The sequence below is a fragment of the Phenylobacterium sp. genome, assembly GCF_036502675.1.
In the GTDB taxonomy this organism is placed as follows: Bacteria; Pseudomonadota; Alphaproteobacteria; order Caulobacterales; family Caulobacteraceae; genus Phenylobacterium.
Genome location: NZ_DASXYF010000049.1, coordinates 1 through 12,169, shown reverse-complemented (window position 1 = coordinate 12,169; position 12,169 = coordinate 1). Strand labels below are relative to the sequence as shown.

Here is a 12,169-nt window from a genome sequence, read left to right as displayed (position 1 = left end):
CTGATCGGCGCCGGCAACATCGGCTCGATCGTCGCCGACCGCGCCAACGGCCTGAAGATGCACGTCGTCGCCTTCGACCCGTTCCTGTCGCCGGAACGCGCCATGGATATCGGCGTCGAGAAAGTCGAGCTAGACGATCTGCTGACTCGTGCCGACTTCATCACGCTGCACACACCGCTGACCGACCAGACCCGCAACATCCTGTCGGCCGAGAACCTGGCCAAGACCAGGAAGGGCGTGCTGATCATCAACTGCGCCCGCGGCGGCCTGGTCGACGAAGCCGGGCTGCGCAAGCTGCTGGACGACGGCCATGTGGGCGGCGCCGCCTTCGACGTCTTCGTCGAGGAGCCGGCCAAGGACAACGTGCTGTTCGGGGCCGAGAACTTCATCGCCACGCCGCACCTGGGCGCCTCCACCAACGAGGCGCAGGAGAACGTGGCCCTGCAGGTGGCCGAGCAGATGAGCGACTACCTGCTCACCGGCGCGGTCTCCAACGCGCTGAACAGCCCCTCGGTCACCGCCGAGGAGGCGCCGCGCCTGCGCCCGTTCATCGCGCTCGCCGAGAAGCTGGGCGCCTTCGCCGGCCAGATGGTCGACTTCGGCATCAAGACCATCGACATCGCCTACGAGGGCGAGGTGGCCAAGCTGAACGGGCGGCCGATGACCGCCGCGGCCCTGGCCGGGGTGATGCGGCCGATGCTGGCGGAGATCAACATGGTCTCAGCCCCGGCCGTGGCCAAGGAGCGCGGCATCACCGTCTCGGAATCCAAGCAGGACGAGAGCCCGATCTACGAGAGCCTGATCCGCATCACCATCACCACCGAGAAGGGCAAGCGCTCCTTCGCAGGCTCGGTGCTGGCCGGCGCGCCGCGGGTGATCGAGGTCAAGGGCATGGACCTGGACGCGCCGTTCGCGCCGACGATGCTCTACGTCAACAACCTCGACAAGCCGGGCTTCATCGGCAACCTCGGGGCCCTGCTGGCGGAGGCGGGCGTGAACATCGCCACCTTCAACTTGGGCCGGGTCGCCGCCGGGGAGGACGCCATCGCCCTGGTGGGCGTCGACCAGGAGCCCACGGAGGAGCTGCTCGGCCGGATCAAGGCCCTGCCGCACGTCAAGGAGGCGCGGACCCTGCGGTTCTGAGGACGGCGCGCGGGGCGACCCGTCCGCCGGCCCCTAACCCCCGCTCAGCGCGCCGAAGATCAGCACCTCGTCGCCGGCGTCCAGGGGGCGGGCGATGTCGTGGACGCGGTCCTGGCCGACGTAGATCCGCATGTGCCTGCGGATGCGGCCCTGCTCGTCGACCACCCGGAAACGCAGGCCCGCGAACCGCCGGTCGAGGTCGCGCATCACCGCGTCCACGGTCGGTCCCTGCGCCTCCACCCGCGTCGCCCCTCCGGTGTAGGCGATGAGTTGCGAAGGGATCAGCACCCGGGTCATGGCAGGGGCGTTGCGGTGACCGAATAGATCTCCGGCAGGTGGGCGGCGATCTGGCGCCAGCTCCCGCCCTCGTCGCCGCTCATCCAGAGCTCGCCGCCGGTGGTCCCGAGGTAGAGGCCGAGCGGCGCGGCCTGGTCGGCGCAGAAGGCCTGGCGCTTGACGGTGAACCAGCCCTGCTCGGCGGGGAAGCCCGCGTCCTGCCGCTCCCAGCTCGCGCCGGCGTCGCGGGTCCGGTAGACCGCCGGCCGCCCGCCCGGGCTGGTGCGGGGCCAGACCTGGGTCCCGTCCATCGGGAACACCCAGGCGGTGTCCGCGTCGCGCGGATGGGGCGTGATGGTGAAGCCGATGTCGCCCACCGCCTTCGGCATGGCCGCGCCGATCCGCGTCCAGCGGTCCTCCGGCCGGTCGACGCGGTAGATCCCGCAGTGGTTCTGCTGCCAGATCCGGTCGGGGTTTGCGGGCGCCAGCGCGATCCAGTGGGCGTCCTGGCCGAACTCCGGATAGGGATCGGGCATGAAGCTGGCCTCGACGCCCTGGTTCAACGGCCGCCAGCTCTTGGCCCGGTCGTCGCTCTCGAACACGCCGCCGGTGGAGGTGGCCAGGTACATGTGGGCCGGATCGCGCGGGTCGATCAGGATCTGGTTGAGGAGGGCCCCATCCGGCGTGCCGCCGTCGGCGGGACACCAGTCCCAATAGCGTGGATGGTCGTTGAAGCCCGGCACGCTGTCCCAGGTGGCGCCGGCGTCCTGGCTGACGAACAGGCCGGGCGGCGAGGTCCCCGCCCACCAGACGCCGGGCTCGCCGGCGTGGCCGGGACTGAGCCAGAAGGTGTGGTCGACGGACCGGGCGTTGGCGTCGTCGGACCTGGGGAAGGCCGGCGGCCTGGCCGCCTCCGTCCAGGTCTTTCCGCCGTCGGGAGAGCGGAAGATGGTGGGACCGAGATGCCCGGTCCTGGCGGCCATCATCAGGGTGCGGCGGTCACGCGGATCCTGCACCAGGTGGTGGACGACCTGGCCCAGGAAGATCGGCCCCTCCACCGTCCAGTCGGAGCGGTCGTCGCTGCGATAGATCCAGGCGCCCTTGCGGGTGCCCACGAGAAGCTGTGTCGCCATGCCGGCGTCCTTTGCTGATTGAACGAGCCTAGCCGAGGACGAGCGGGACGTCGCCAATCCGACAGGTTGGCCCGAAATTTTGGTCGACCGCCGGAGGTCGCGATGCCTTCGCTCGCGAGCTTCAGTGGGCGAAGGGATCGCTCTTCAGGACTGTCGGCGATGCGAGCGGATCGACCTTCGAAGGCGCCGTGGCCTTAAAGGGGTCGCGTCTTGAGTCGGCGTATTGCTGACAATTGGCGACTTCCTTGATAGCCGCAACCGTCGACTTCATTGAAAGCGTGGCGACCTGAGTTTCATTGTACTTTACGATCATGGCCTGCTTTCGCATAAGCTCTTCGATGAAGCCTTTTTCATCGAAGATAACGTAGAGAAATCGAGATCCGCGACTGAATGTGACGACCTGGGCGGGAGCGTCCCAAGGCGTCTCGTCATCAAGTTGGATTATGAGTTTGTAGTCTTTCCCCTCTTCAAGAGATTTCCATGCCGGATTTCCGATCATCAGGTAAGCGTTTCGCGGTTGGCGAGCGTCAATTCCAATACGGAGGAATGTTCCTTCATCGTAGGTGGTCGCCATGAAGCAGCCATTGTCGAGGGTCGAATCGGTACGGACCTGCCAGGCGTCTACATTGCGCCAGAGGGACGAGTCAGGCTCCGCCGCCATAGTTGTGGAGCAAGCGATCAGGGCGGTGGCGACAACGCCGGCCGCAAGTCTTCTCTGATTACCCAGCATGATCCCCATCCGTGGTTTTTCCCACTGTCCCAAACCATGGTTTCGTTTGAAAATAGTTTATCGTATAGGTTGTACGCCTCTCGTCCGCAGCCGTTTTGGGCGAGACCGGGTCGACATCGGCTAATGAAAATCCCGGCTGCGGATCAGGCGGCCGGTCACCTTGGAGCGCACGCGCATCGCCCCCTCCTCTTCGCGCAGCTCGGAGAGGCGGGCGGAGAGGTCGGTGAAGCGTTCGGCCACCAGGTGGATCACTTCGCCCTCGCGCTGCAGCCGGCCGTGCACGACGATGAAGGCGGCGGTCATCGCCAGGCGGCGGTTGGCCTCGAAGGCGTCCTTCCAGACGACCACGTTGGCGACGCCGGTCTCGTCCTCCAGGGTCATGAACACCACCCCCTTGGCCGTGCCCGGGCGCTGGCGCACCAGCACGAGGCCGCCCACCGAGACGCGCGTCCGGTCGCGCAGGGTCCTGAGCGCCGCGGCCGGCGTCGCCCCCAGCCGCTGCAGGTCGCTGCGGAAGAAGCGGCAGGGGTGGGCCTTCAGGGAGAGGCTGGTGGTGCGGTAGTCCTCGGCCACCTCCTGCGGCAGGTTCATCAAGGGCAACTCTACCTGGGCTTCCTTCAAACTCTGGCGCAACAGGAGTGGGGCGTCCGCCTCCGCACCCCATTCGCCTGAGAGACCCTTCACGCCCCATAGCGCCTCGCGCCGGTTCACGCCCAGGCTCCGAAAGGCGTCGGCTTCGGCCAGCAACTCCAGGGCGCGGCGGGGGAGGCGGGCCTTGCGGGCGAAATCCTCGATCGTGCGGCATCCCTGCCCGCGCGCGGCGATCAACCGCTCGGCGTCCTTGTCCTTGAAGCCCTTGATCTGGCGCAGGCCCAGGCGGACGGGCCGGTAGGGTTCGCGAGGGTCGTCCTTCTCCTCCAGCATACAGTCCCAATCGCTTAACATGACGTCCGGCGGGCGCACCTCCACCCCGTGCTCGCGGGCGTCGCGGACCAGCTGGGCCGGCTGGTAGAAGCCCATCGGCTGGCTGTTGAGCAGGCTGGCGCAAAAGGCGTCGGGGTGGTGGCGCTTCACCCAGGCCGAGGCGTAGACCAGGATGGCGAAGCTGATCGCGTGGCTTTCCGGAAAGCCGTAGGAGCCGAAGCCTTCGATCTGCTTGAAGCAGCGCCGGGCGAACTCGGGATCATAGCCGCGCCGGACCATGCCCTCGACGAACTTCAGGCCGTGCCGGCCGATGGTCCCCACGTTGCGGAAGGTCGCCATGGAGCGGCGGAGCCCGTCGGCCTCGTCATCGGTGAACTCTGCACCGATGATGGCCACCTTCATGGCCTGCTCCTGGAACAGCGGCACCCCCAGGGTCTTCTTGAGGACGTCCTTCAGTTCATCCTTCGGGTAGCCGGGTCCCGGGCTTGGATAGACGACCGTGTCCGGGGCCGCCCGCCGCTTGAGATAGGGATGCACCATGTCGCCCTGGATCGGCCCCGGCCGGACGATCGCCACCTCGATGACCAGGTCGTAGAACTTGCGGGGCTTCAGCCGGGGCAGCATCGACATCTGCGCCCGGCTCTCCACCTGGAAGACGCCGATGGAATCGGCATGGCAGAGCATCTCGTAGACGTCGGGGTCGCCTTGCGGAATGTGGGAGACGTCGGTGATCCGGCCGCCGTCCGGGAGCGGCGGCAGCAGGTCGAAGCTCTTTTTCAGCGCGGTCAGCATGCCCAGCGCCAGGACGTCGACCTTCATCAGCCCCAGGGCGTCGATGTCGTCCTTGTCCCATTCGATGAAGGTGCGGTCCTTCATGGCGGCGTTGCCGATCGGTACGGTCTCGTCCAGCCGCCGCTTCGTCAGCACGAAGCCGCCGACGTGCTGCGACAGGTGGCGCGGAAACCCCAGCAGCTCACCGGCCAGCGCCGTGGCCCGGTGGATTTCCGGGTTGTCGGGGTCGAGGCCCGCCTGGCGGACATGCGCCTGCGGCAGCTCGTGGCCGTACCCGCCCCAGACGGTGTTGGCGAGCGCGGCGGTGATGTCCTCGGTCAGCCCCAGGGCCTTGCCCACCTGGCGGATCGCCATGCGCGGGCGGTAGTGGATGACGGTGGCGACGATGGCGGCGCGGTCGCGGCCATAGCGGCGGTAGACATACTGCATCACCTCCTCGCGGCGCGCGTGCTCGAAGTCGACGTCGATGTCCGGCGGCTCGCCGCGGTTCTCCGAAATGAACCGCGAGAACAGCAGCTCCTGGTCTTCCTTGGTGGGATCGACCGCCGTGACGCCCAGGCAGAAGCAGACGCAGGAATTGGCCGCCGACCCCCGGCCCTGACACAGGATGTCCTGCTCGCGCGCCCAGCGGACGATGTCGTGGACGGTGAGGAAGTAGTTGGGATAGTCGAGCTTTTCGATCAGGTTCAGCTCCTTCTCGATAATCGCGTGCTCCTTTTCGCCCATCCCCTTCTCGAAGCGCGTCCTGGCCCCCTCCCAGGTCAGGTCGCGCAGGTGCCGGATCGCGGTCTTGCCGGGCGGGACCGGTTCGTCGGGATATTCGTAGCGCAGCTGGGAGAGGTCGAAGCCGATGCGGCCGACGATCTCGAGCGTGCGCGCCACCGCCTCGGGAAAGCGGGCGAACAGGCGGACCATCTCCTCCGGCGACTTCAGATGGCGTTCGGCGTTGGCCTCCAGCCTCAGGCCAGCCTCGGCGATGGTGCATTTCTCACGGATGCAGCTCACCACGTCCTGCAGCAGTCGCCGCTCCGGGACGTGGTAGAGTACGTCGTTCACCGCCACCATCGGCGCCCCGGCCGGCCGGCCCAGGGCGTCGAGCTGCGACAGCCGCTTGAGGTCGCGGGCGCCATAGGGACGCGACGCCGCCAGCCAGACGTTTCCCGGGAACCGTTCCGCCAGATCGCCCAGGCGCCGCGCAAACGCCGCATCCAGCTGCGCCGGCGGGACCACCAGCATCAGCTGGCCCCCGCCATGGGCGGCCAGGTCGTCCCAGCCGAGCTGGCATTCGCCCTTCCTTGCTCGGCTCTGGCCCGTGGTGAGCAGCCGGGTCAGGCGGCCGTAGGCCTCGCGGTCCGACGGATAGCAGAGCACGCTGGGCGTCCCGTCGGCGAAGTCCAGCCGGCAGCCGGTGAGCGCGCGGACCTTGAGATCCCGGGCCGCCGACCAGGCCCGCACGACGCCGGCCAGGCTGTTGCGGTCGGTGATCCCGATGCCGGCGATCCCCAGCTCTTCGGCCTGCTCCATCAGCTCCCAGGGATGCGAGGCGCCGCGCAGGAAGGAGAAGTTGGTGGCGGTCTGCAGCTCGGCGTAGGCGATTTTCATCAGGTCCCGCAGGTGTCAGCCGAAGACGCCATGCATCCACCACTTCGCAGGCTGGCCCGCTTCGTAGAGGCCGGCGCGGAACACCCAGAAGCGGCGGCCGTCGTGGTCCTCCAGGCGGTAGTAGTCGCGCACCCGCGCGGGGTCGGCGTCGTCCAGGGGGCGCTTCCACCATTCCTCGGCCACCCGCTCCGGCCCCTCGGCGCGGCGGATGCGGTGGAGCTGGCCGCGCCAGCGGAACTGCACCGGCGGATCGTCGGGGATAGGGGCCATGGCCTCGATGGGCTGCGGCCGGCTGAACAGCCGCAGGGGCCGCGGGAGCTGCGGGTCCCAGCCGTCGAAGGAGAGGTCGCCGGCCAGCGGCGGGCGCTGGCCCACGGCCAGCTCGGGCAGGTGGCTCTGCAGGGGCGCGGCCTTCCACACCCGGTCCTCGCCCAGGCGGTTGGCGAGCCGGTCGACCAGGGGGGCCAGCCCCTCCTCCACCGCCGCCTCGCGGCCGGCGCCCAGGCGGCCCTGCCGGGCGGACAGCGCCTCCACCTCCCGGGCGGCCAGGGTGACGGCCTCGACGCCGAAACCGGGGTCGACGGCCTCGAGCCTGGGCGCGAACAGCCTGGCGAGCCGCACCGGATCGCGGCCGGCCAGGGACAGCCCCGCCTCCAGGGTCTGGGCCCGGCCGTCCAGGCGGTGGAAGGCGAGCTCGAAGCGCCGCGCCCCGCGGCCGGCGGCGTCGAGCCTGGCGCAGAGGACGGCGCAGATGTCCGCGGCGACCCGGGCCAGGTCCTCCGGCTGGCTGATCGGCTCGGCGAAGGCCAGGCGGGCGAACCACGGGGTCGGCGGCCGGCGGAAGACCAGCGCCTCCTTGACCCGGCCCAGCGCCTGGTCGAGGCGCAGGAGCGCGTCCACGCCGAACCGCCGGGCGAAAGGCGCGCGGGGCATGGCGAAGAGCTGACCCACGGTCTTCAGCCCCAGCCGCTCCACCTGGGCGGCGACCGCCGGCTCCAGCCGGAGCGCCGCGGGCGGCAAGGGAGCCAGCCGGCGGGCCTGGTCGCCCGGGGCGGCGACGGTCCCGTCGGCGGCATGACGGGCCAGCGCCCAGGCCGCGCCCGGGGTGTCGGCGACGGCGAGGCGGAACGGCAGGCCGGCCCGGGCCAGCCGGCGGCGGAAATCGTCCATCAGGCCCTGCTCCCCGCCCCAGAGGTGGGCGACGCCGTCGACGTCGAGGAACAGGCCGTCCGGCGGGTCGGCCGCCACCGCCGGGGAAAAGCGGACGCACCAGTCCGCCAGGGCCTCCAGCGCCGCCGCGTCGGCCTCGGGCTGGGCGTCGGCGACCACGAGCCCGGGGGCCAGGGCTGCGGCGTCGGCGGCCTTCTGGCCGGCGTAGAGGCCCAGCCGGGCGGCGGCGGCGTCGAGGGCGGCCAGCCGGCGCACCCCCCGCACCGTCTCCACCAGGGCGAAGGGTGGGACGACATCGAGCAATTTTTTCCTCCCACGTCCCGCAGAGGACGGGGGAGGTGGATCGCGCCGCAGAGCGCGAGACGGAGGGGGCGAGCCAACGCACTGCAGAACCCGCGCCCCCTCCACTACCCGCTCTTCGGCGAGTGGCCCCCCTCCCCCGTCCTCTTCGGGACAGGGGCGGAAAAATTCACCCGGCGGCGCGCAGGGGTTGCGCCGGCGCCAGTTGGCGATCGCCCAGCTCGGCGACCAGGCGCAGAGCATGCGTCCCATCGTCTTCCTCCTCGAAAACTTGCGGCCCATAGGCGCGGGCGGCCTCGAACAGCCAGGCGCCGGTCCGCCCGCCGCGGCAGCGCTCCAGGCTGACTCGCCAGCGGGGCGGGCCCAGGCCGAACTCGCCCGGCGGCGGTTCGCTGGGCGCCGGGGCCACGCGCCAGCGGCTGGCCGCCGCCGCCCCCGTCGCCGCGCCGCGGGCCAGGCCGCCGAAGGGCTTGCGGCGGATCACGAAGCCGGTGGCCCCCCGCCGCTCGCAGGCGAGCTGCAGCCGCCGCCCCGCCACCAGGTCCACAGCTTCGGCCTCGCCGAACACGCAGGCCACGCCCACGGTGGACAGCGCATCCTCCATCACCGCCAGCACCTCGGCCTCGTCGCGGGCGGCGACCTGGATCAGCCGCTGCGGCGGAAAGCCCAGGCCGCCCAGGCCCGGCGCATGCAGGTCGTCGCGCCGCAGCACCCACACCGCCTCCCCCCGCCGGGCCAGGGGCGCCGCCGTCAGGGCGGCGAAGGCGGCCGGCGCGGCGGCGGTCTCGCTGTCCAGCCCCTCCCCGGCCAGCTCGTGCCAGGCCCCGAGCGGCAGGCCGCCGCCGGGCAGGCAGGCGTCGATGCGGGGGTCGCCGAAGGGCAGGGACCCGGAGGCTCCCCGTCCGCCCGCCTCGAGGGCGGCGATCTTCGCCCGCACGGCGGCAAGGCGCCCGGCGCGAAAATCGGACATGGGCTCGGTCCTGTTTGTTCTCTATTTGTTCTAGAAACCCTGGCCGCAGAGTCAAGCCCTCAACTGCGCCGCCTGGCGCCTTGACCGCGCCAGGTCCGGCGGCCGATCCTCCGCACGCACACGCAGGGGAATTACATGCGCCGCATCGGACTGGCCTTCGCGGCCGCCTTCGCCCTGGCCGGCGCCGCCCGCGCCGAGGACGCGCCGCGGGTCCGGATCGACAGCGGCGTCCTGGCCGGCCAGTCCACCGACCGCGCCGAGATCTTCCGCAACATCCCCTACGCCGCCCCGCCCACGGGCCCGCTGCGCTGGACGCCGCCGAAGCGGCCCGTCCCCTGGACCGGCGAGCGGCCGGCCGTGGAGAAGGGCCCTTCCTGTCCCCAGCCGATGAACGCCGACGGCAGCCCCAACTTCGCCGGCGCCAACGGGCCTGCCAGCGAGGACTGCCTGCAGCTCAACGTCTACGCCCCGAAGGCCGCGGCCCGGGGACCGAAGCCCGCGCCGGTGATGGTCTGGCTGCACGGCGGCGGCAACCGCCAGGGCGCGGGCTGGATCTACGATGGCCAGAACTTCGCCCGCGACGGGGTGGTGCTGGTGACCCTCAACTACCGCCTGGGGCCGCTGGGCTGGTTCGCCCACCCGGCGCTGACCCGGGCGGCGAAACGGGACGAACCCCTGGCCAACTACGGCCTGATGGACCAGATCGCGGCGCTGCAGTGGGTGAAGCGCAACATCGCAGCCTTCGGCGGCGACCCGGCGAACGTCACCCTCTTCGGAGAGTCGGCCGGGGGCGGCGACGTGCTCGACCTGTTGGCGACGCCCAGGGCCTGGCCGCTGTTCACCAAGGCGATCGTCCAGTCCGGCGGCGGCTGGTCGCCGCCCTCGACCCTGGCGCAGGCCGAAGCGACGGGCGTCGCGACCGCGCAGAAACTGGGCCTGGACGGGGCGCACGCCACGGCCGCGGACCTGCGGGCGGCGCCGGTGGAGACGCTGATCGAGCAGGCCGGGGGCTCCTTCAACGCCGTTCCGGACGGGCGGCTGATGCTCCGGACCCCCACCCGGGCGCTGGCGGCAGGGCAGGTCGCCGACGTCCCCCTGATCATCGGCGCCAACAGCGGCGAGGACTCGCTGCTCGCGGAGATGCGCCGGAGCCCCGCCGACTTCGCCGCCGGCGTGGCGCCCGAGGTGAAGGCCGCCTACCCGGACGCCGCAGCCGAGGGCGGCGAGCGCCTGGGGCGCGAACTGTTCGGCGACCTGATGATGGCCGCCCCCGCGCGCTGGGTGGCGGCCAGGGCGGCGGGCGGCCGGCCCGCCTGGCTCTACCACTTCTCCTACGTGGGCTCGCGCTTCCGGCCGATGGGGGTGACGCGGGCCTTCCACGCCGCGGAGATCCAGTACGTGTTCGAGTACTGGGGCCGGCGCACCCCGCTCAGCCAGGTGGCCGAGGACGACAGGGCGATGGCGACGCTGATGCATTCCTGCTGGGTGGCCTTCGCCAAGACCGGGGCTCCGCAGTGCGCGTCCGGCGAGGCCTGGCCCGCCTATGACCCGGCGTCCGACCGGCTGATGGAGTTCGGCGCGTCCAGCGCCGTGCGCAGCGGATTCCGCAAGCGCCAGCTCGACGCCCAGGAGGCGGCGGCGCGGGCCGGCCTGGCCCTGCCGAACTGAACCCCTCGCCTCGCGTTTCGGGATTCGGATGTGAACCGGAGACCGCGACCATGGCCACGCGACCGACCTGGCAGGGACACCTGCGGCTGTCCCTGGTGAGCTGCCCGGTGGCGCTCTACACGGCCACCTCCCGTTCGGGCGAGGTGCATTTCAACATGCTGGAGAAATCGAGCCACCAGCGCATCCGCATGATCCCCACCGACAGCGAGGGCGAGCCGGTGGACCGGGCCGACATCGTCAAGGGCTACGAGATCGAAAAGGGGCGCTACGTCGTCGTCACCGACGAAGAGATCAGGAACGTCAAGCTGGCCACCACCCGCACGCTGGACATCGAGCGCTTCGTCGACGAGGACGAGATCGACCGGCTCTACTGGAACGACCCCTATTTCCTGACCCCCGACGGCGAGATGGCGGTGGAGGCCTTCGCCGTCATCCGCGAGGCCATGCGCAAGGCCCGCAAGGTGGCGCTGGGCCGGCTGGTCATGCACCAGCGCGAGCGGCTGATGGCGCTGGAGCCGCGCGACCGCGGCATCCTGGCCTACACCCTCCGCAACCAGACCGAGGTGCGCGACCCCAAGGAGGTGTTCGGCCAGATCCCCGACGTCAAGCCCAGCCCGCAGATGATCGAGATCGCCGCCAGGATCATCGAGCAGCAGGAGGGCGACTTCGATCCCACCCTGTTCAAGGACCGCTACGAGGATGCGCTGCGCACCCTGATCCGGGAAAAGGAGAAGGGCCACACGGTGACCGCGCCGGAACAACCGCAGGAAGCCGAGGTGATCGACCTGATGGAGGCCCTGAAGCGCAGCCTGGGCCAGGGCGGCGGCGGACGCCGCAAACCCGCCGCGCAGGCCGCCGCCCACAAGCCCGCAGTCAAGAAGCCGGCGAGGAAACGGGCTTAGGGCGCACCCCGCGCCGCAGGCGCGGCGGCGTCGCCAGACGCTGAATTCTTAGTGTGGTTGCGGCGGAGAGGCCCCCTCACCCCAGCCGCTTGATCGCCGCCTCCAGCGGCCGCTCGGCGTCGCAGTAATCGGCCCAGGCTTCGGTCTTCGCCAGCAGGCCCGGCGCCGTGCGGATGGTGTAGCGGTGCGGGTCCAGCCCGGTCTTCACCTGGTTCCAGGTCAGCGGGAAGGAGACCGTCGCCCCCTCCCGGACCCGCGGCGACAGCGGGGCCACCGCCGTGGCCATGCGGTCGTTGCGCAGGTAGTCGAGGAAGATCCGCCCGGTGCGCAGCTTCTTGGCCATGTTGACCACATAGCGGTCGGGCGCCTCGGCGGCGATCGCCAGGCAGACCTTCTGGGCGAAGGCCTTGGCGATCGGCCAGTCGAGCTTGCCGGGCTTGAGCGGGCTGACCACGTGCAGCCCCTTGCCGCCGGTCGTCTTGCAGAAGGCGACAAGACCTAAGGCCTCCAGCCGCTCGCGCACCGTCTGCGCGGCCTCGATCACCCGCTCGAAGGGCAG

General features: G+C 70.8%; 9 protein-coding genes and 1 pseudogene. 3 read left to right on the top strand and 7 right to left on the bottom strand.

Annotated elements, in window-relative coordinates:
- On the top strand, nt 1-1,143 hold a 1,143-nt coding region (serA, locus tag VGL30_RS05440), incomplete at its 5' end, for a phosphoglycerate dehydrogenase (RefSeq protein ID WP_331537589.1).
- Between the two features lie 33 nt (nt 1,144-1,176).
- On the opposite strand, the gene VGL30_RS05435 is transcribed toward serA, so the two are convergent.
- From VGL30_RS05435 to VGL30_RS05410, 6 genes are all read right to left on the bottom strand, one after another.
- Complete coding sequence (locus tag VGL30_RS05435; protein WP_331537587.1) at nt 1,177-1,440, bottom strand: MoaD/ThiS family protein; 264 nt, start codon at nt 1,438-1,440, stop codon at nt 1,177-1,179.
- Nucleotides 1,437-2,552 carry a glycosyl hydrolase gene (locus VGL30_RS05430; protein WP_331537585.1) on the bottom strand — a complete coding sequence of 372 codons (1,116 nt, stop codon included), beginning with the start codon at nt 2,550-2,552 and terminating at the stop codon, nt 1,437-1,439. Before VGL30_RS05430 ends, VGL30_RS05435 begins: the two co-directional genes overlap by 4 nt.
- Before the next feature lie 121 nt (nt 2,553-2,673).
- The gene (locus VGL30_RS05425) at nt 2,674-3,291 is read right to left on the bottom strand and encodes a hypothetical protein (protein WP_331537583.1); all 618 of its coding nucleotides are present in this window, start codon (nt 3,289-3,291) and stop codon (nt 2,674-2,676) included.
- 111 nt (nt 3,292-3,402) lie between these two features.
- A complete protein-coding gene (locus tag VGL30_RS05420) occupies nt 3,403-6,603 on the bottom strand; it encodes an error-prone DNA polymerase (RefSeq protein ID WP_414694958.1) in 3,201 nt (1,066 codons plus the stop codon).
- Between the two features lie 12 nt (nt 6,604-6,615).
- Nucleotides 6,616-8,043, bottom strand: a complete 1,428-nt coding sequence (locus VGL30_RS05415) for a Y-family DNA polymerase (protein WP_414694957.1) — start codon at nt 8,041-8,043, stop codon at nt 6,616-6,618.
- Between the two features lie 196 nt (nt 8,044-8,239).
- Nucleotides 8,240-9,040, bottom strand: a complete 801-nt coding sequence (locus VGL30_RS05410) for a protein imuA (protein WP_331537579.1) — start codon at nt 9,038-9,040, stop codon at nt 8,240-8,242.
- Nucleotides 9,041-9,175: 135 nt separating this feature from the next.
- Here VGL30_RS05410 and VGL30_RS05405 point away from each other — a divergent pair, with 135 nt between their 5' ends.
- Nucleotides 9,176-10,708 (top strand): carboxylesterase/lipase family protein, encoded by a 1,533-nt coding sequence (locus VGL30_RS05405; protein ID WP_331537577.1) that lies wholly within the window; start codon nt 9,176-9,178, stop codon nt 10,706-10,708.
- A 50-nt stretch (nt 10,709-10,758) separates the two neighbouring features.
- Nucleotides 10,759-11,610 carry a Ku protein gene (locus VGL30_RS05400; RefSeq protein ID WP_331537575.1) on the top strand — a complete coding sequence of 284 codons (852 nt, stop codon included), beginning with the start codon at nt 10,759-10,761 and terminating at the stop codon, nt 11,608-11,610.
- Nucleotides 11,611-11,686: 76 nt separating this feature from the next.
- Here VGL30_RS05400 and VGL30_RS05395 read toward each other — a convergent pair.
- A pseudogene (locus tag VGL30_RS05395) lies at nt 11,687-12,169 on the bottom strand (ATP-dependent DNA ligase); the annotation flags it as partial.

Coding starts and splice junctions, on each gene's coding strand:
- VGL30_RS05435 (WP_331537587.1), bottom strand. CDS start 1,440: ATGACCCGGGTGCTGATCCCTTCGCAACTCATCGCCTACACCGGAGGG.
- VGL30_RS05430 (WP_331537585.1), bottom strand. CDS start 2,552: ATGGCGACACAGCTTCTCGTGGGCACCCGCAAGGGCGCCTGGATCTAT.
- VGL30_RS05425 (WP_331537583.1), bottom strand. CDS start 3,291: ATGGGGATCATGCTGGGTAATCAGAGAAGACTTGCGGCCGGCGTTGTC.
- VGL30_RS05410 (WP_331537579.1), bottom strand. CDS start 9,040: ATGTCCGATTTTCGCGCCGGGCGCCTTGCCGCCGTGCGGGCGAAGATC.
- VGL30_RS05405 (WP_331537577.1), top strand. CDS start 9,176: ATGCGCCGCATCGGACTGGCCTTCGCGGCCGCCTTCGCCCTGGCCGGC.
- VGL30_RS05400 (WP_331537575.1), top strand. CDS start 10,759: ATGGCCACGCGACCGACCTGGCAGGGACACCTGCGGCTGTCCCTGGTG.